The organism is Mycobacterium sp. RTGN6 (assembly GCF_033804605.1).
Classification (GTDB): domain Bacteria; phylum Actinomycetota; class Actinomycetes; order Mycobacteriales; family Mycobacteriaceae; genus Mycobacterium.
Genome location: NZ_JAPZKZ010000003.1, coordinates 559378 through 576453, shown reverse-complemented (window position 1 = coordinate 576453; position 17076 = coordinate 559378). Strand labels below are relative to the sequence as shown.

General features: G+C 67.7%; 13 protein-coding genes. 2 read left to right on the top strand and 11 right to left on the bottom strand.

What is annotated here, in order from left to right; all coding sequences use genetic code 11:
• Window positions 1-264: 264 nt before the first annotated feature.
• Both SLQ33_RS10730 and SLQ33_RS10725 read right to left on the bottom strand, forming a co-directional pair.
• Window positions 265-2238 carry a VWA domain-containing protein gene (locus tag SLQ33_RS10730; protein WP_319453797.1) on the bottom strand — a complete coding sequence of 658 codons (1974 nt, stop codon included), beginning with the start codon at window positions 2236-2238 and terminating at the stop codon, window positions 265-267.
• Window positions 2231-3613, bottom strand: a complete 1383-nt coding sequence (locus SLQ33_RS10725) for a sigma 54-interacting transcriptional regulator (protein ID WP_319453796.1) — start codon at window positions 3611-3613, stop codon at window positions 2231-2233. The genes SLQ33_RS10730 and SLQ33_RS10725 overlap by 8 nt, the downstream gene beginning before the upstream one ends.
• Window positions 3614-3689: 76 nt before the next feature.
• Between SLQ33_RS10725 and SLQ33_RS10720 the strand changes: the two genes are divergently transcribed.
• Window positions 3690-4703, top strand: coding sequence for an alpha/beta hydrolase (locus tag SLQ33_RS10720; RefSeq protein ID WP_319453795.1), 1014 nt, complete (start codon window positions 3690-3692; stop codon window positions 4701-4703).
• Window positions 4704-4729: 26 nt separating this feature from the next.
• Here SLQ33_RS10720 and SLQ33_RS10715 read toward each other — a convergent pair whose 3' ends face one another.
• From SLQ33_RS10715 to SLQ33_RS10685, 7 genes are all read right to left on the bottom strand, one after another.
• Window positions 4730-5395, bottom strand: a complete 666-nt coding sequence (locus tag SLQ33_RS10715) for an LpqN/LpqT family lipoprotein (RefSeq protein ID WP_319453794.1) — start codon at window positions 5393-5395, stop codon at window positions 4730-4732.
• A 43-nt stretch (window positions 5396-5438) separates the two neighbouring features.
• Window positions 5439-7007: a bifunctional phosphoribosylaminoimidazolecarboxamide formyltransferase/IMP cyclohydrolase gene (gene purH, locus SLQ33_RS10710; protein ID WP_319453793.1), complete on the bottom strand. Its 1569-nt coding sequence runs from the start codon at window positions 7005-7007 to the stop codon at window positions 5439-5441.
• Window positions 7004-7633: a phosphoribosylglycinamide formyltransferase gene (purN, locus tag SLQ33_RS10705; RefSeq protein WP_319453792.1), complete on the bottom strand. Its 630-nt coding sequence runs from the start codon at window positions 7631-7633 to the stop codon at window positions 7004-7006. The genes purH and purN overlap by 4 nt, the downstream gene beginning before the upstream one ends.
• 10 nt (window positions 7634-7643) lie before the next feature.
• Entirely contained in the window at window positions 7644-9095 is a 1452-nt protein-coding gene (locus SLQ33_RS10700) for a DUF6350 family protein (protein WP_319453791.1), read from the bottom strand.
• Between the two features lie 61 nt (window positions 9096-9156).
• Window positions 9157-10002: a DUF5336 domain-containing protein gene (locus SLQ33_RS10695; RefSeq protein WP_319453790.1), complete on the bottom strand. Its 846-nt coding sequence runs from the start codon at window positions 10000-10002 to the stop codon at window positions 9157-9159.
• 60 nt (window positions 10003-10062) lie between these two features.
• Window positions 10063-11193, bottom strand: a complete 1131-nt coding sequence (gene sfnG, locus SLQ33_RS10690; RefSeq protein ID WP_319453789.1) for a dimethylsulfone monooxygenase SfnG — start codon at window positions 11191-11193, stop codon at window positions 10063-10065.
• A gap of 56 nt (window positions 11194-11249) precedes the next feature.
• Window positions 11250-13001 (bottom strand): NAD-binding protein, encoded by a 1752-nt coding sequence (locus SLQ33_RS10685; RefSeq protein ID WP_319453788.1) that lies wholly within the window; start codon window positions 12999-13001, stop codon window positions 11250-11252.
• Window positions 13002-13320: 319 nt separating this feature from the next.
• Here SLQ33_RS10685 and SLQ33_RS10680 point away from each other — a divergent pair, with 319 nt between their 5' ends.
• Window positions 13321-14169: an LLM class F420-dependent oxidoreductase gene (locus SLQ33_RS10680; protein WP_319453787.1), complete on the top strand. Its 849-nt coding sequence runs from the start codon at window positions 13321-13323 to the stop codon at window positions 14167-14169.
• 312 nt (window positions 14170-14481) lie between these two features.
• Here the strand turns inward: SLQ33_RS10680 and SLQ33_RS10675 are convergent, their stop codons facing one another.
• Together SLQ33_RS10675 and sucD are read right to left on the bottom strand one after the other, a co-directional pair.
• Entirely contained in the window at window positions 14482-16017 is a 1536-nt protein-coding gene (locus SLQ33_RS10675) for an acetyl-CoA acetyltransferase (protein ID WP_319453786.1), read from the bottom strand.
• Between the two features lie 145 nt (window positions 16018-16162).
• Window positions 16163-17065, bottom strand: a complete 903-nt coding sequence (sucD, locus tag SLQ33_RS10670) for a succinate--CoA ligase subunit alpha (protein WP_319453785.1) — start codon at window positions 17063-17065, stop codon at window positions 16163-16165.
• Window positions 17066-17076: the final 11 nt, after the last annotated feature.

The following is a 17076-nucleotide window of genomic DNA, read 5'->3' as shown; positions in this document are numbered from 1 at the left end:
CCACAGCTACGTCGAATATTTGCGATACCAACTTCTCGAGAAGTCGTCGAGAGGGCGTCGCACCACCACGGAGGCAAACGGGCGACTAGCTCAAATATCAGTGTTGATCTGCAGAAAGAGCTCTGACTCGACCACCTGGAGAAGCGCTGTGCGAGCAATAACTGCCCGCCTGGCCTCACCGTCGCCGACACGGGAAATGGCGGCCAACGGATTGCTTTGCCGCTGATCTTGTATTAACTAGCGGGCACAGAATGAGCGAATTAATTAACGCCTGCGTCGAGAACCGAGATAGTCGCCAACGACGGCAGCGCCGAGCCCGTCGAGATCGGGAACCACGACGCGGCCCTGGACCCGCCTGGCAACCTGATCGATGAACCGCGCCAGGCCCGGATCGGTGCCGAGCCGGAAGATGGTGACCTGGGCACCCAACCGCGCGATCTCGTCGAAGCCGCGCACGGTGTGGGCGATGGTGCGGGGGTGCGGCGGGTAGTCGAAGAACACCGACGTGCCGTCGCCGTCACCGAAGTCCTCGAGGTGCGCAGTGGGTTCGCCGTCGGTGACGACGAGCACGACGGGCTGCGCGTTGGGGTGCCGCCGCAGGTGGCGGCCGGCTAGGGCCAACGCATGGTGCAGGTTGGTGCCCTGCTCGTAGACGCCCTCCAACCCAGTGAGCTCGCCGGCCGTCACCGTGCGTGCGTAGCGCCCGAACGCGATGATCTGCAGCGCGTCGGAGCGGAACCGCGTGCTGACGAGATGGTTGAGCGCCAGCGCGGTGCGCTTCATCGGCAGCCAGCGGTTCTCCATGACCATCGAGAACGACGTGTCGACGAGCAGCGCCACCACGGCCTGCGTGCGCGTCTCCGTCTCGGAGATCTCGACGTCGTCGACGGTGATGCGCAGCGGAGGCTCCGCCAGCCCGGTACCCGCGCTACGGAGCACCGCGTTGGTGAGCGTGCGGGTGACGTTCCACGGCTCGGTGTCGCCGAACTGCCACGCTCGGGTGGCCCCGGTGAGCTCGCCTGCCGCCCCCGCCCTGCGGGTCTCGCGCTCGCCGTGGCGTCCGGAGAGTTGTTGAGCCACATCACGTAACGCCGCCTGGCCGAGTTGCCGCATCGCCTTGGGCGAGAGCCGCCACTGCCCATCCGAACCACGGTCGAGGAAGCCCTGATTCATCATTGCGCGTTCGAGCTCGGCCAGCGTGCGCGCGTCGACCGCCGCGTCCTCCCCCAGTTGGCGGGCCAACATGTCCAGATCGACGTCGTCCATCTGTGCGCCCGCGTAGCTCTGCGACAGCTGCTCGGCGAGCTGCTCGAGCTCGGCGATGTCGGCCATGGCCTGGGCACCCTCACCCATGCCGAGCGGATCGTCGCCCGAGAACCGTTGCGAGCCATCCCAATCCTCGCCGGGGCGGGCGGACTGCAGATGCTGGTCGAGCTTGTTGAGCGCGTTCATCAACGACGGCGACCCGAACGCCTGCTGGGCCAGACTGTCCAGCTCTGCGCGCTGCTCCGCCGACAGGCTGTTGCGGAACCGCTGCGCCGCAGCCGCGCGCTGGGCCAACGAGTCGAGCAGCTCGTCGATGTCCTTCGGATTCTCCGGGAAGAACTCGCCGTGCTTGTCCATGAAGTCTTGAAAATCCTGCGGCGAGTCCTCACCGCGAGAGTGCTTGTCCAGCAAGTCGTTCAGGTCGTCGAGCATGTCGTTGACGCGCTGCCGGTCCTCGTCGGTGGCGTTCTCCAGCGCCTCCTTCATCCCGGCGAAGCGCTGGTCGAGCATTTCGCGACCCATGAGGTCCTTGATCTGCTCGTACTTCTGCCGGGCCTCCGGCGAACGCCAGTCGTACTCCGCCAACTCCTGGACGGCCTTGGCCGGCGACGGCGACAACGACTCGAGTTGCAGCTCGCCAAATCGGGCGTCGTCGTCGAGCGCCCGCGCCAGCTCCTTGCGCTCGGCCAGCACGGCCTCGTCGAGCAGCTTCTTGATCTCCTGCAGTGTGCCGTCGAGGTTGTTGTGCTGCAACAGTTCCCGACGCTTCCGGTTGGCCTCGGCGGCCAGCCGGTCGGCACCCTTCATGTTCTTGGTGCCGCGCCGCATCAGTTCGGACAGTGCCCGCCGCGGCGAGCTGCCCTCCATGACGTCCTGGCCGATCTGCTCCAGCGCCTCCCGCAAGTCGACGGGAGGTGCCAGCGGGTCGGGCCCGCCGCTGTATCGCGAATATCGCGAAGTACGTTTAGCCATAGACTGTTTCGCCCTCACCAGACACCTTGTCAATGCGCTTGGCCAGGTACAGCGCCTCCAGCGCGAGTTCGAGGGCCGCGGCGCGCTCGCCATCGGACTCGGCGCCGAGCCGGGTGGCGATGGCGTCGACGATGGGCAGGTCGGGCAGCGCGGCCAGCACGTCCTTGGCCGAGACGCGTTCACCGGTGGTGACGGGCGCGCCCTCCTCGACGGCCGCGACCAGTGGACCCACGTCGAGCCCTCCCAGCAGCCGCTGCGCGGTGTCGGCCGTCGCGCGCCGCAACAGGTGCTCGAGCACCGCCTGCTCGCGGCCCTCCTCGCCAGACTCGAACTCCAGCTTGCCGCGCAGCACGTCGATCACCGTCGCGAGGTCCACCACGCGGGCGACGGGGTCCTGCTCGCCGAGGATCGTCGAGCGGTGCCGGGCGGCCGCAGCGACGGTTTCGGCCGCCGCAATGGCGAACCGCGCCGAGACGCCTGAGCGCTGGTCGACGGACGGCGACTCGCGCAGGGCGCGCGCGAAGCGGGCCAGCACCTGAAGGAGATACTGGGGTACCGCGGCGGCCAGGTGCGACTCCTGGTTGATGACGCCCACCTCTGCCTCCAGCTGCAAGGGGTAGTGCGTGCGGATCTCGGCGCCGAAGCGGTCCTTCAGCGGGGTGATGATGCGGCCGCGGTTGGTGTAGTCCTCGGGGTTGGCGCTGGCGACGACGACGACGTCGAGCGGCAGCCGCAGCGTGTAGCCGCGGACCTGAATATCGCGCTCCTCCATCACGTTCAGCATCGACACCTGGATGCGCTCGGCCAGGTCTGGCAACTCGTTGATGGCGACGATGCCGCGGTGCGCCCGCGGAATCAGGCCGTAGGCGATGGTCTCCGGGTCCCCGAGGCTGCGCCCCTCGGCCACCTTGATGGGATCGATGTCGCCGACGAGATCGGCCACGCTGGTGTCGGGGGTGGCCAGCTTCTCGGTGTAGCGCTCACTGCGGTGGCGCCAGGCCACCGGCAGATCGTCGCCGGAGGTGGCCGCCCGCCGGATCGACTCCGGCGTGATCGGCGTGTACGGATGCTCCCCCAACTCGGAACCTTCGATGACGGGCGTCCACTCATCCAGCAGTCCGGTGAGGGCACGCAGGAGCCGGGTCTTGCCCTGTCCGCGCTCGCCAAGGAGCACGACGTCGTGGCCGGCGATCAACGCCCGCTCGAGCTGCGGCAGCACGGTGTCCTCGAAGCCCAGGATTCCGGGCCATACGTCGCGCCCCTCGGCGAGCGCAGCCAGCAGGTTCTCCCGAATTTCCGTCTTGATGCCTCGCTCGCGGTGCCCGGAGGCCCGCAGCTCGCCGACGGTACGGGGGAGCTCGTTAGGTGAAGTCACGACTCCACGCTACGACTGCTACCCCACCTAAGCATCACCTTGGGGCTCAGGGCGTATACCCGGTACCCTCGGTACCGTGAATTCGCTCGATTGGTCCAGCCGGCCCGCGGACGCCCATTTCGGCCCCGCATCTTGGCAGTCGCGACTGCTCGCGTTACTGAGCGCGATCTTCGTCAAGCCGGCCATCGCATTGCTCACCGTGATCGGAATGATCGTCAACCGGTTCCGCCCCGCCCTCCTGCAGCGTGCCCGCCTCGACGTGATCGACCGCCCGCTGCGCGTGGTGCCCCCGTTGGCCGGCACCGAGGTCACCTGCGTCGACCTACCCAACTGCCCCGCCGAATGGGTGGTTGCGCCGTCCGCGCGCGACTCCGACCACGTCATCGTCTACTTCCACGGCTCGGCGCTCATCACGCTGGGGCTCAACAGCCACCGGCGGTTCGTCAGCAAGTTGTCCGCCGAGACTGGGGCCAAGGTGCTCAACGTCGGCTACCGGCTGGCGCCGCAGGTCGGCATCGAGGAGGCCGTCTCCGACGGGCTCGACGCCTACCAGTACGCGTTGTCCGAGGGCTACCGCGCCGACCAGGTGGTACTCGCGGGCGACTCGGCGGGCGGACTGATGGCCGCCGACACCGCGATCGCCGCCCGTGACGCCGGACTGCCGGTGCCCGCGGGCCAGGCGCTGCTGTCGCCGCTGACGTCGTCGGACATGGACCTGAAATACCGTGCGCTGCAAGCACACCGCGACGCGCTGTTCCCGTTCATGACGGTGAAGTTCATCTACGACGTCTTCGCGACGGTGAACGGCACCCGTCCGCTGCCGGTGATGCCGTCCGAGGCCGACCTGCGCGGGCTCGGCCCATTCCTGGTTCAGGTCGGCACCGACGAGATGCTGCTCAACGACACCCACGCGCTGGCCGATCGGCTGCGCGCCGATGGGGTGTCCGTGTGGGTTCAGGTGTGGCACAAGGCGATGCACATGTTCCAGCTGAGTTTCGACATCAATCCCGATGCGCGCCGCGCCGTCGCCGACATCGCCGAGTTCATCGGCTACGCCACGGCCGAGCGGAGGGGTGAAGCGACGGCCTGAACCTTCGGCGGAGGTGTCTCGGTGCGCTAGCGGTGGCCGGAATCCGGTGCGAGCACCTGGAACCCGGTCGTGATGAGCTCGGCGTCGCGCTGGTAGTCGGGGTCGTCGGGAACCGGCGACTGGATCGTCAGGACGACGCCGTACGTCTTTCTGCCCGTGAACACGACCACCATCACCGCGGTCGCCGACACCTCCTGCTTCAGAGCACCACCCTGCGGGAGGACGTAGTGCATGGTCTGGGCGGGCAGACCACAGATGGTGCCATCGGTGTAGTCGAGGTCGCCGGTGTCGAATGCAGATTTCATCGCGTCACGCGCCTCGTCGAAGAACGACGACGCGTCGAGTTCTCCAGGATGGCTTTCGATGGTCACCACGGCGGAGGCGGCGAATCCGGTCACGCCGAGGGCCCGGTTGCCCATCGTGAACCTGATCATCTCCGAGTCCATCTTCGTGATGCGGTCCCAACCCTCGGGTTGCGGGACGCGCATCGTCGGTTCGGAGTCATCGGGCCCACTCGGGGCGGGTGGCACCGTCGTCAACGGCGCGTCGACCTTGGTGCACTGCGAATCATCGGAACCGCCCGTCCCCGCGGCCGCGACGGGGTGACCTTCGACGGCTTTCGAGCAACCCGCCGCCAACACCGAGGCGATGGCGAGCATCGCGACCAAAGCCCTAGCCCCCGAATTGCGCACACGCGCAGCGTATTCTCCAGCCCGGCGACCGGACAAGACGGCCCTAGTGCGCGAAGTGCCGAGCGCCCGTGAGATACAAGGCGATACCGGCTTTCGTCGCAGCCTCGGTGACGACGTCGTCACGCATCGAACCGCCAGGGTGCACGATCGCCTTGACCCCCGCGGCCGCGAGTGTCTCGAGCCCGTCTGGGAACGGGAAGAACGCGTCCGACGCCGCGACCGCGCCGACCACCCGGTCGCCCGCTCGCTCGACTGCCAGCCGCGCCGCGTCGACGCGGTTGACCTGACCCATCCCAACGCCGACGGTCGCGCCGTCCTTTGCGACGACGATCGCGTTCGACTTCACCGCGCGGCACGTGCGCCAGGCGAACACCAGGTCGGCCAGCGTCGCCGGGTCGGCGGGCGAACCGGTGGCCAGCGTCCAGTTGTTGGGGTCGTCGCCCTGCGCGTCGAGCGCATCGCGCTGCTGGACGAGCAGCCCGCCGCTGACCTGACGGAACTCGGTGCCGCCGGGCTGCGGCTCCGAGGCCACCAGCACGCGAATGTTCTTCTTGCGGGCCAACACTTCCACGGCGCCCGGCTCGTAGGCGGGCGCAAGGATCACCTCGGTGAAGATGTCCGCAACCGTCTCGGCCATCTCGACACTGACGGTGGTATTCGCCGCGATCACGCCGCCGAAGGCGCTCAGCGGATCGCACTCGTGGGCCTTGCGGTGCGCATCGGCCACCGACTCCGACGAGATCGCGATGCCACACGGGTTGGCGTGCTTGATGATTGCGACGCACGTCTGCTCGTGGTCGAACGCCGCGCGCCACGCCGCATCCGCATCGGTGAAGTTGTTGTACGACATCTCCTTGCCGTGCAACTGCTCGGCCTGCGCCAGCCCGGGCCACCCGATGTCGTTGCGGTACAACGCCGCTTGCTGATGCGGGTTCTCGCCGTAGCGCAGCACCGCCGCGCGCTTCCACGTCGACCCAACCCACGGCGGCAGCTGCTGGGCGGGCTCCTCGGGTGCGAGGGTCTCCCCCATCCACGTCGCGACCGCGACGTCGTACTCGGCGGTGTGCCGAAAGGCCAACGCCGCCAATTTCTTCCGCTCCGCCAGGGTGAAACCGCCCGCCCGCACCGCGGCCAGCACGCCTTCGTACCCGAGCGGGTCGACGACCACCGCGACGCTGGGATGGTTCTTGGCAGCGGCGCGCACCATCGACGGCCCACCGATGTCGATCTGCTCGACGCACTCGTCCTGGCTCGCGCCGGACTCCACCGTCGCGCTGAACGGGTACAGATTGACGACGACCAACTCGAACGCGGCCACCCCGAGTTCCTCGAGCGCAGCGAGGTGCTCGGGCTTGCGGGTGTCGGCCAGCAGACCCGCGTGCACCCGGGGATGAAGCGTCTTCACGCGGCCGTCGAGCACCTCGGGGAAGCCAGTGACGTCCTCAACGGGAGTCACCGGAACACCGGCGTCGGCAATGGTTTTCGCCGTCGAGCCGGTCGAGACGATGCTGACCCCGGCCTCGTGCAGGCCGCGGGCCAGCGCGCCGAGTCCCGTCTTGTCGTAGACGCTGACCAACGCTCGCCGAATCGGGCGCTTGCCCTCATCACTCATCCCACGGCCGCCTTTCGTCCAGTCCAGCTCACGCCGCGTGTGGCCATCGCGGCGAGCACATCTACCAACAGGCGGCGTTCGACCACCTTGATCCGTTCGTGCAACGACGCCTCGTCGTCGCCATCGAGCACCGGGATCGCCTCCTGAGCGAGGATCGGCCCGGTGTCCACCCCGGCGTCGACCAGGTGCACCGTGCAGCCCGTCACGCGGACACCATAGGCGAGTGCGTCGGGCACCGCGTGCGCGCCGGGGAATGCGGGAAGCAACGCGGGATGGGTGTTGACGACACGCCCCAGGAAGCGGGAAAGAAATTGTGCGCCAAGGATCTTCATGAATCCAGCGGACACGACGAGATCCGGCGCGTGCGCCGCGGTGGCCTCGGTGATCGCGGCGTCCCACTCGGAGCGGTCGGAGTAGTCGCCCAGCCGCACCGTGTACCCGGCGATGCCTGCGTCCGCGGCTACCTCGAGGGCCCGGCAGTCGCGGTCGGTACCGACCGCGACGACCCGCGCCGGGTAGTCGCCCACCGCAGCGGCCAGCAGGGATTCCAGCAGCGAACCGGTGCCGGAGGCCAACACCACGAGCCGGGCCGGTGCGCTGGGGGGCACTCGGAGCGGTTGCTGCACGCGATGCAGCCTAATCGGCCGCTCCGCGCTTCTCGTCGCTGGTCACGTCGTCGTCGGTGAAGAAGTGCGCTTCGGGATCGTCGTCGAGGTCCAGCGGACCGTCACCGACGCGTGGGTCGGGGCGCGGCGCGGGCCGTGGTGCAGGCGCCGGCCGCTCCTGCACCGGCTCCGGTTCGGGGTCGACCTCGTCGGCCTCGGCGATCTCCTCGACCTCGTCGGGTTCCCGTTCGGGCGTGGGCTCCGGTTCGGGTTCGGGTTCGGGTTCGGGTTCATCGATCGGCTCGGGTTCGGCCTCCGCGGCGGCGGGAACCGGACGCGCCTTGGACGCCTTCGGGGTTCGGGCGATCCCGCCCGCCATGGCCACCGTGAGGCCGCCGATTCCGACGAACCAGAGGAACACCGCAGGTCCGAAGGTGGTCTGGTCGACGCCGACGTCACCGAAGTTCCCCAACCGGCCCCCGCCGGCGTGCCCGAGCAGAACCATCGCGAGGGCGGCCAACGCGGAGGCGACCACCACCTTCGCGGCGGCCATCGGCAGCGGCAACGGCCGGCGCGCACACTGCTGCCCGACTGCGACGGCGGACGCGGCGGCGACGATCATGAGTGCCACCCAGACCGGGCCCAACGGCGGCGTCGGCACCGCCGCCAGCACCGGCAGCGCAGGCACGTCACCGCCAAGCACCGTGAAGGGGCTGAAGGTCGCAAGGCCGATGTGCGCGCTGGACCCCACGGCGATGGCCGCCGTCCCGACGATGATGTTCGGCGCGTACAGCGCGGCGAGCAGGGTGAGGCTGAACTGGCCGAACACCGAATCGGTGACCCCGTACAGGTCGTCCATGGTCGACCAGTGCACGACCATCGACCCGACTGCGACCACACCGGACAGGCCGAGCAACGCCAACACGCCCGCCGACGCGGCACGCGCTGCGTCGGGCAACCAGCCCGGAAGCCGTAGCTCCCGCAGCAGCCGGCGTCCCACGCGTGTGCCGACCCCGATCGCGGCGCCGACGAAGTGCACGGCCAGCACGCCGCTGAAGGCGCGCAACGCATTCGGCGTCTGCAGCTGAGTGAGCACGGACGACGCGTCGTGAACGACCGCCAACGCCATCGCGGCGATCAACAGCGGTCCACCCAGCGCCGACAGGACGACCCACCGCACCACGAACCACGACGCGCCCGGGCTGATGGCGGCGGCGGTGGTGCGCGCCGTTCCCCACACCATCGCCAGCACGGGCAGCAGCGGCATGACGCCCAGTTCGCTGCCGCTGATGGACACGGGTACCTGATGAACCCCGAGCCATAGGCTGGCGATCGCGCCGGACGCGCCGGTCATGTCGCTGTTGGCGATGAGCAGCTGCAGCAGCACGATCGCCGCGATGATCACCAATGCCACTACCGACGGGCCGAACGCAACCCTGAGCAGGTCGCGGGCCTGACGCGTGCCGACTGGCCGGTTGTCCACTAGACGGGTAGCTCCTCGCGCAACCTGGTGCGCGCGAAGACCGCATACGCCCCGCTAGAGATTATGACGGCGGAGTGGCTGATTGCTGTGGAGCCTGCTGCGTTGCTTGTTGCGGTTGCTGCGCCTCGTACGGCTGCTGCGACTGGCCGGGGCCCGACGCCGCAGGCTGGGCCTGCGGCTGACCGAACGCGGGGAATCCGGTCGGCGGGGTGGGCGGGCCGCTGTGCGGGCCGTTCTGAGGGGCGCTCGGCCTAGCGAGCGCCGGGAAGCCACCGGTGTTGGGGCCGCCCTGGTAACCGCCGTATTGGGGCGGGTAGCCCGGCTGGGCGGGTCCGCCGTACGGCGGCTGCCCGTAGTAGGGCGACGGAGCGCCGTAGTGGCCGTACGGCTGCGGCTCGACCTTGGGCTTGGGCGTCGGCGCGGTGATGACGCCCGCGTCCAGCAGCACCTTGCCCACCGCGGCGATCGCCTGCAGCACCGAGAACACGATGAACGGGTAGAACGCCCACTGGATCGACGATCCGTCGCCGATCACTACGAGGATCAGCAGCAGGAAGCCCAGCACCGCCAGCACGGCCGCAATGGCCGACCTGTCGTCCTGCTTCGGCAGCAGGCTCACGCCGGCGAGCAGCCCCGCAAGGAGGGGCGCGATGAGGAGGAAGAACGCGGGCGTCGCGGTGAGCCCGCCGAACAACGGGCCGAAGCTCGTCAGGTAGATCGCGAGTCCGAGTACGGCGACGGCGGCGCCGAGGTACAGCGGAAGCTTGCTCGGCCCCGCAGGGGCGGCCGGAGCGGCGGGGGCGGCGGGCGCCGGTTCCGGTACCCGCTCGAACTGTTGGGTGGGGGCCGAGTACGAAGGCGGTTGGGCCGATGGATAACCGGGGCCGCCACCGGGCGAGTAGGTCATGACCTCTCCTGTCCTGGTCGATTCAGCCACCCACGCTAGCGCAATGAGCAGGGTGCGCGTTCAGGCTGACACCAGGACTGGGGCGTCGTGCGAATTCTGTTCGGAGTCTTCGATTTCGCGGACCAACGGCAGAACGTTTGCACCGAAGTACTCGATCTCCTCCTGGAAGTGGAGGAAACCGCCGAGGATCAGGTCGACACCGCGTTTGCGGTAGGCCGCGATGCGTTCGGCGATCTGCTCGGGGGTGCCGATCAACTGGGTTCGGAAACCGTCGTTGTACTGCACCAGGTCCTCGAACGACGAGTCGGCCCACATTCCGCGCTTGTCGGACGTCGAGTTGCCCGCCTGCTGCACGGCCGAGCGGAATCCCTCGACGGCAGGGCGGTTGGCCTTCTCGATGATCTCTCTGAGGACTTCCTTCGCTTCTTTCTCCGAGTCGCGGGCGATGATGAATCCGTTCAGCCCAACCCGAACTTCTCGGCCTGCGCCGCGGGCGTGGTCGCGCACCTCGACGACCTGCTCGGTCAGCCCCTCGTAGTCCTTGCCGTTGGAGAAGTACCAGTCGGAGTACAGGCCGCCGTTGCGCCGCGCTGCCGTCGAGTTACCGCCCTGGAAGATCTCGGGGTTCGGCCGCTCGGGCGTGTTGACCGGCTTGGGCTTGAGCGTGAAGTCGTGGATCCGGTAGAAGTCGCCGCGGAAGTCGACGTCGTCCTCGGTCCAGATCTTGCGCAACACCTGCAGGAACTCGGCGCTGCGACGGTAACGCTCGTCGTGCTCCAGCCAGGGCTCGCCCAGATGGGTGAACTCGTCCTTGAACCAACCCGACACGACGTTGACGGCGAACCGGCCGTTGCTCAGATGGTCGGCGGTGGCGCCCAGCTTCGCGAGCACGGCGGGCTGCCACAGGCCGGGGTGGACGGCGGCGATGACCTTCAGCCGCTCGGTGGCCAACAGCAGGGCCAGCGAGAAGCTCGTCGACTCGTGCTGATACTCGGCGCCGTAGCTGGCCTCGTAGCGGACCTGCGACAGCGCGTACTCGAAGCCGTTGCGCTCGGCCGTCTGCGCCAGCTTCTTGTTGTATTCGTAGTTCCAGTCGGTGCGCTGTTCGATGTCGCTGGTCACCAGGCCGCCGCTGACGTTGGGCACCCAGTAGGCGAACTTGACGTGGTCGGCGATGCGTTCGGTCGTCATGGTGTGCCATGCCACCAAGTGGCGGCGCGACGGTCACGGGTAACGATCCGCGTGACTCAAACAGCCGAGGTTCTAGCCTTCCCCTCCACCGCGGCGAATCCCCGCCGCTTGCGATGAACCTGGAGCCCGGCCTGCTGCAGAATCCGCGGAATCTTGCGCACGAACACCCGATCCCACTCGGCGACGTCGGGGGGCAGGTCGCCGAAGGGCACCATAGACGGCGACGTCTTCGCCGCTTCGTCCTTCTCACCCGGGGCCCAGGTCCAGCCGTCGTTGCGGCGCTCGGCCCACCACCGGTTGTGCTCCTCAACCGCAAGCCGCTCGATCTCCGGCTCGGTGAACTCGAAATCCGGTCGAGCGCCGTCCGGCAGCGTCCGGGCTGAGCAGTCGATGGACCGCAGTTTGGCTGGGATGTCGTGAGCCTGCGCCATGCTCGACTCCCGATACGACGCAGAAGCTTCTTCCCACGTCGGATCCTTCTTATTGGCGGCCCGCTGCTCTTCCCGCCAAACCTCGTGGATCTCCCTGGCCAGCTGCTCCACCGAGACCTCGAAGAGCAAATCCGGCGTACAGGTCATCTCGAACCTCGGGAACACCTCGACGGCGACGCCCGGCAGTGAGTCAAGGAGCTTGCCCGTGCCATACGTGCGCGACAGCGCGGCGACCACCTTGATCGGTGGCTTGAGGTGGTGCATCAGCAGGAGTGTGGTTGCGACACCGTCGTCGTCGTCGCTTGCGGCGACGTACGCGACGGTGGGGTTCGGGTGGTCGCCCCTGGCGTACGCGTCCTCGAGTTCTGCGATGCCCCCCGCGGACGCCGAGGTGGTGACAAACGTGCATACGTCCCTCACCACGGCATGCTCACGCTCGAGGGCTCCAACACCGGCCGCGGCCGCGTCGTCGACGACGGTCACCACCAGCGGCATTTCGCGCGTCTGCACGGCGTGCTTGCGTTGACTCATCCACTTCTGCGCCGCGAGAACGATCAGCTGCTGACCAAGCGGGTCGAGATGCGCGACCAGGATGTGCGGCGGCTTGTCGTCCTTCGTCGCGATCGGATACTTCCTCAGAATGAGGGCTGCCGACGTGTCGTCGGTGTTGAAGAAGTCGGCCGCCCAGGTCCCGTCGTGCTGGTCGATCTGGGAGACGCGCAACAGCCCGCACAGCTGGGAATCGCTAATCTGGGCAAGGCATTTGAGGGTGCCGTGGCTGCGGTCGGCGACGACGGTGCGCGCACTCAACAGGATCTCGGTGTTGACGGCGTCGTCGTTGCACACCGAGAGCAACCACTTCGCACCATGGACGCCCGCCCGCCGCAGGATCGCGTCGTACTGTGCATCACCGACGATGACGGGGACGCCGAGCTCGCGGCAGTCGTCGATGGTCGGGTTGGCGCCGTCGTGCTCGACGACGACGACGCGGAAGCCGTCGTCGTGCAGTCGCTGGACGAACGTGTAGCCCTTGTAGCCCAGCCCGCAGACCACCACGTGGTCCTTCCAACGTCGCACGCGCATCTCCCGCAACTGCTGTCTGAACAGCGTGTACACCGCGGTAAAGCCCACCAAGCCAGTTGCCGCGGGGGCCAGGAACCGAGCGAAGTCGACCCGCCAGTCCAGACCCGACGGGGGCGGCCCGGTGTAGTTCAAGACGAACAGCGCGAGCGTGTGATAAATCGGGTCCGTCCAGTTACCGCCAGCGAATTGGCGGCGGTATCCGAGGTAGCCGAGGACGAAGGCCGCAACGGCGATCACGGCCGCCGTCAGCCACAGCCGTTTGTCTGTGCCGGGCGACTTCAACGCATCCAACATCAGGTTCCCCCACGCCGAGAACTAATGAGCCGACCAACTGTAAGCCGGTGTCGCGCTCGGGGACCCGGTTTGCTGTGCGACGGTTTCCGCAAGCTGGACTATCCAGCCTGCGATTTCATTGGGGGCGTAGCGACGAACCCACTCGATGAGCTTGGCGCCGATCGATCTTCGTTCGTACACGGATCAGATCGTGGGGGTGCGCTAGCACCGCGAACTGAGTAGTTCACTACCCGAAACTTCGAGTGAATGGGAGCCGGCTACCCGAGTATCCCGGGGGCCGCCTTGCGCCCGCGGACTAGAACACGTTCTAATTCTGTTCATGAACTACGGGCTCGTACTCTTCACCAGCGATCGCGGGATCGCTCCGGCGGCGGCCGCCAAGCTTGCCGACGACCATGGCTTCGAGACGTTCTACGTGCCCGAGCACACCCACATCCCGATCAAGCGGGAGGCGGCGCACCCGACGACGGGTGACGAGTCGCTGCCCGACGACCGCTACATGCGGACGCTGGATCCGTGGGTGTCGCTGGGCGGCGCCGCGGCGGTGACGACGCGGGTTCGGCTGTCGACGGCCGTGGCCCTGCCCGTCGAGCACGACTGCATCACCCTGGCCAAGTCGATCGCCACCCTCGACCACCTCTCCGGCGGACGCGTGTCCCTCGGCGTTGGATTCGGCTGGAACACCGACGAACTCACCGACCACAGCGTTCCGCCCGGGCGGCGGCGCACCATGCTTCGCGAGTACCTCGAAGCCATGCGTGCGCTGTGGACCCAGGAGGAAGCTGAGTACGACGGGGAGTTCGTCAAGTTCGGGCCGTCGTGGGCGTGGCCCAAGCCCGTCCAGGCGCACATCCCCGTGCTCGTCGGCGCGGCCGGCACCGAGAAGAACTTCAAGTGGATCGCCAAGTCGGCCGACGGGTGGATCACCACGCCGCGCGACTTCGACATCGACACACCCGTGAAGCTGCTGCAGGACACCTGGGTCGCCGCCGACCGCGATGGCGCCCCGCAGATCGTCGCGCTGGACTTCAAGCCCGACCCCGACAAGCTGGCCCGCTGGGCCGAGCTCGGCGTCACCGAGGTGCTGTTCGGGCTGCCGGACAAGCCGGAGGCCGAGGTCGGGGCGTACGTGGAGCGGCTCGCGGGCAAGCTCGCCGCGCTGGTCTGACGCCGTCGATTACGTCGTTCCGACTGCACTCAGGGTCGTGATCGACGTGAAATCACAACCCTAGGCGCAGCCGAAGTGGTCGAGCTGCGTAGCGAGGCGAGATAGTCGCGTAGTCGACTACGCATGACGGCATCAGTTCTGGAGCTGACAGTTCATGCCATGCACAGCATCAGCCCACTGATCGTCCGAGTGTTCGACGACCCGCACGCCAACCGTCGCGTCAAGCGAGAAGGCGGCGCAAGCCCCACCCGTTTCCAGTCAAAGGGACGTGTGCCGCGTCGACGGTCGAAGTGACGTTCCCGCCCGAGCCGATCAGGCCAAAGAAGCGCGGTTGGTGCCGTCGTCCGTCGACGTCACCGCGATCCGCGTGCCGAGCGGATCGCTGTCGCTCATCAACGCCACCAGCTCTTCGTCATCGGTGATGGCCATGAACCGGCTGTCGTCGGAGTCGAGCCGGCCGATGATGATGCCGGTGCGCACCGGCCAGTCGTAGCGCACCGAGTAGGTCTCAATGGTTCCGGTGCCGTCGACGTTACGGGTGACGGCGACCTTCGGCAGCGCGGCGATGTCGTCCTGAAGCGCCTTACTGCGGTCGGGCGCCCAATCGCCGGGTTCCGTCGAATACACGCCGACCGAGTACTTGCTCATGACGCCGCCGTTGGCGCCGACGAGACCGAATTTCCCTGGCTTGTCGCGCATTTCAGCGACGGTCTCGGCGATGCCATGCAGCGAGTAGCTGTTGCCAGGCCCGCCAAAGTACGGCAGCCCGCCGGTGAGCGTAAACCCTCGCGCGTCGTCGGGCGCCAGCCCGAACTCGTCGCACACCGCGAAGACCGGGAACGGGAAACAGCTGTAGAGGTCGAAGGTCGTCACGTCGTCGATGCCGATACCGGCAACCCGGAGCGCTTCCGCCACAGCCTGTTTCGCCGAGACGCTCACGCTCAGATCGACGCGGTCCAACAGATCCTGCTCGGTCTGACTGGCGTGCCCGCGCAGGTACACCCACTTCTCCTCGGGAACGCCGAGCCTGCGGGCCGCCGCCACCGACATCACCAAGAGGGCCGCGCCCTGATTCACGGTGTCGCGGGCCACCATCAATCGTGGGTACGGGTCGCAGATCATCCGGTTCTCGTCGGTGACGGTCAGAATCTCCTCGACTGAACGCTCCACCGGCGACGACGAAAATGGGTTCTTGGCAGCGACTTTCGAGAACGGCGCGAAGAGCTCGGCCATCTTTCGGCGATAGTCGTCGACGCCGAGGCCCAAGCGGGCGCGGCGCGCGTTGTCCAGCAGTCCGTACTGCACTGGCGCGCCGGTCAGCCCGTGCCCCGCGGTGTACTCGCTCATGTACTGCTCGAAGCCGTAGCCGCGGTCCTCGAGCTGGCCGCCGATCTCCTCGGTGAAGTCCGGCTTGTCGTCACGGTTTGCGAAGTACTTCGTCGTGGAGCCCGGCTCGGAGCCGAGCACCAACGCCACCTCGACGTCGCCCGCTGCGATGGCTCCGGCGAACTCCGTCACCAACTTCTGCGGGCCGTTGCCGCCGATGGGCTCGAGCACCGCGCGCGCGGGATCGGCGCCGACGCGCCGGGCGACCGACCGCACGTAGTTGTCGGACGCGCCGAGCGGCGGCTTCTCGAAGGGTGTGCAGATCTCGAATTGGCGCAATCCCGCGAACACGTCGATCGCCTGCGCCACGGTGGCCACGTCCACACCGGTGTCGGCCAACGCGGCACGAACGGCCTCGGTGGCCAGCTCCACCGAGGACATGCCACGGTAATCGGCGTCGTCGATGCGCTCGGTGAACTGACCGACGCCGACGATGACCGGGGTGCGGGGATCGACGGGCATTACAAACCTCCAGGCAGCTGTTAGTTTGCCACGCTAACCGAAAACTGGAACGTGTTCCAATCCCGGGCGTTGCCCCACGCCGAGACTGCGGCCAGATCGTGAATCTCGACGGATTCGCGATCTGGCCGCAGTCTCGGCGAAAGAACTACAGGCTTGCGAGGATCTCGCGGGCCTTCGCGGCGGTCTCCGACGGCGTCTTGCCGACCTTCACGCCCGCGGCCTCCAGCGCTTCCTGCTTGCCCTGAGCGGTGCCCGCACCGTCGGACACGATGGCGCCTGCGTGGCCCATGGTCTTGCCTTCCGGCGCGGTGAAGCCCGCGACGTAGCCGACGACGGGCTTGCTCACGTTGGCCTTGATGTAAGCCGCGGCCTTCTCTTCGGCGTCGCCACCGATCTCGCCAATCATCACGATGACCTTGGTCTCGGGGTCCTTCTCGAACGCCTCGATGGCGTCGATGTGGGTGGTGCCGATGACCGGGTCGCCGCCGATGCCGATGGCGGTGGAGAAGCCGAGATCGCGCAGCTCGTACATCATCTGGTAGGTCAGCGTGCCCGACTTCGACACCAGGCCGATCGGCCCCTTGTCGGTGATGTTGTTGGGCGTGATGCCGACCAACGACTCGCCGGGGGTGATGATGCCGGGGCAGTTGGGTCCGATGATGCGGGTCTTCTCGCCCTTGTCGACGTTGTAGGCCCACGCATATGCGCTGTCCTGCACCGGGATTCCCTCGGTGATGACGACGAGCAGCGGGATCTCGGCGTCGATGGCCTCGATGATCGCATCCTTGGAGAAGGCCGGCGGAACGAAGGCGATCGACACGTCGGCGCCGGTCTCCTTGATGGCCTCGGCGACGCTGGCGAACACGGGCAGCTCGACGTCGTTGCCGTCCTTGTCCTTGTGCGACACCTTGGTTCCGGCCTTGCGCGCGTTCACGCCGCCGACCACCTGCGTGCCCGCCTTCAGCATCAGTGCGGTGTGCTTGGTGCCCTCGCCGCCGGTGATGCCCTGGACGATGACCTTGCTGTCCTTGTTCAGGAAGATAGACATTGTTGTTGGCT

Coding starts and splice junctions, on each gene's coding strand:
- SLQ33_RS10675 (WP_319453786.1), bottom strand. CDS start 16,017: ATGCCCGTCGATCCCCGCACCCCGGTCATCGTCGGCGTCGGTCAGTTC.
- SLQ33_RS10680 (WP_319453787.1), top strand. CDS start 13,321: ATGAACTACGGGCTCGTACTCTTCACCAGCGATCGCGGGATCGCTCCG.
- sfnG (WP_319453789.1), bottom strand. CDS start 11,193: ATGACGACCGAACGCATCGCCGACCACGTCAAGTTCGCCTACTGGGTG.
- SLQ33_RS10685 (WP_319453788.1), bottom strand. CDS start 13,001: ATGTTGGATGCGTTGAAGTCGCCCGGCACAGACAAACGGCTGTGGCTG.
- purH (WP_319453793.1), bottom strand. CDS start 7,007: ATGAGTGATGAGGGCAAGCGCCCGATTCGGCGAGCGTTGGTCAGCGTC.
- SLQ33_RS10730 (WP_319453797.1), bottom strand. CDS start 2,238: ATGGCTAAACGTACTTCGCGATATTCGCGATACAGCGGCGGGCCCGAC.
- SLQ33_RS10695 (WP_319453790.1), bottom strand. CDS start 10,002: ATGACCTACTCGCCCGGTGGCGGCCCCGGTTATCCATCGGCCCAACCG.
- sucD (WP_319453785.1), bottom strand. CDS start 17,065: ATGTCTATCTTCCTGAACAAGGACAGCAAGGTCATCGTCCAGGGCATC.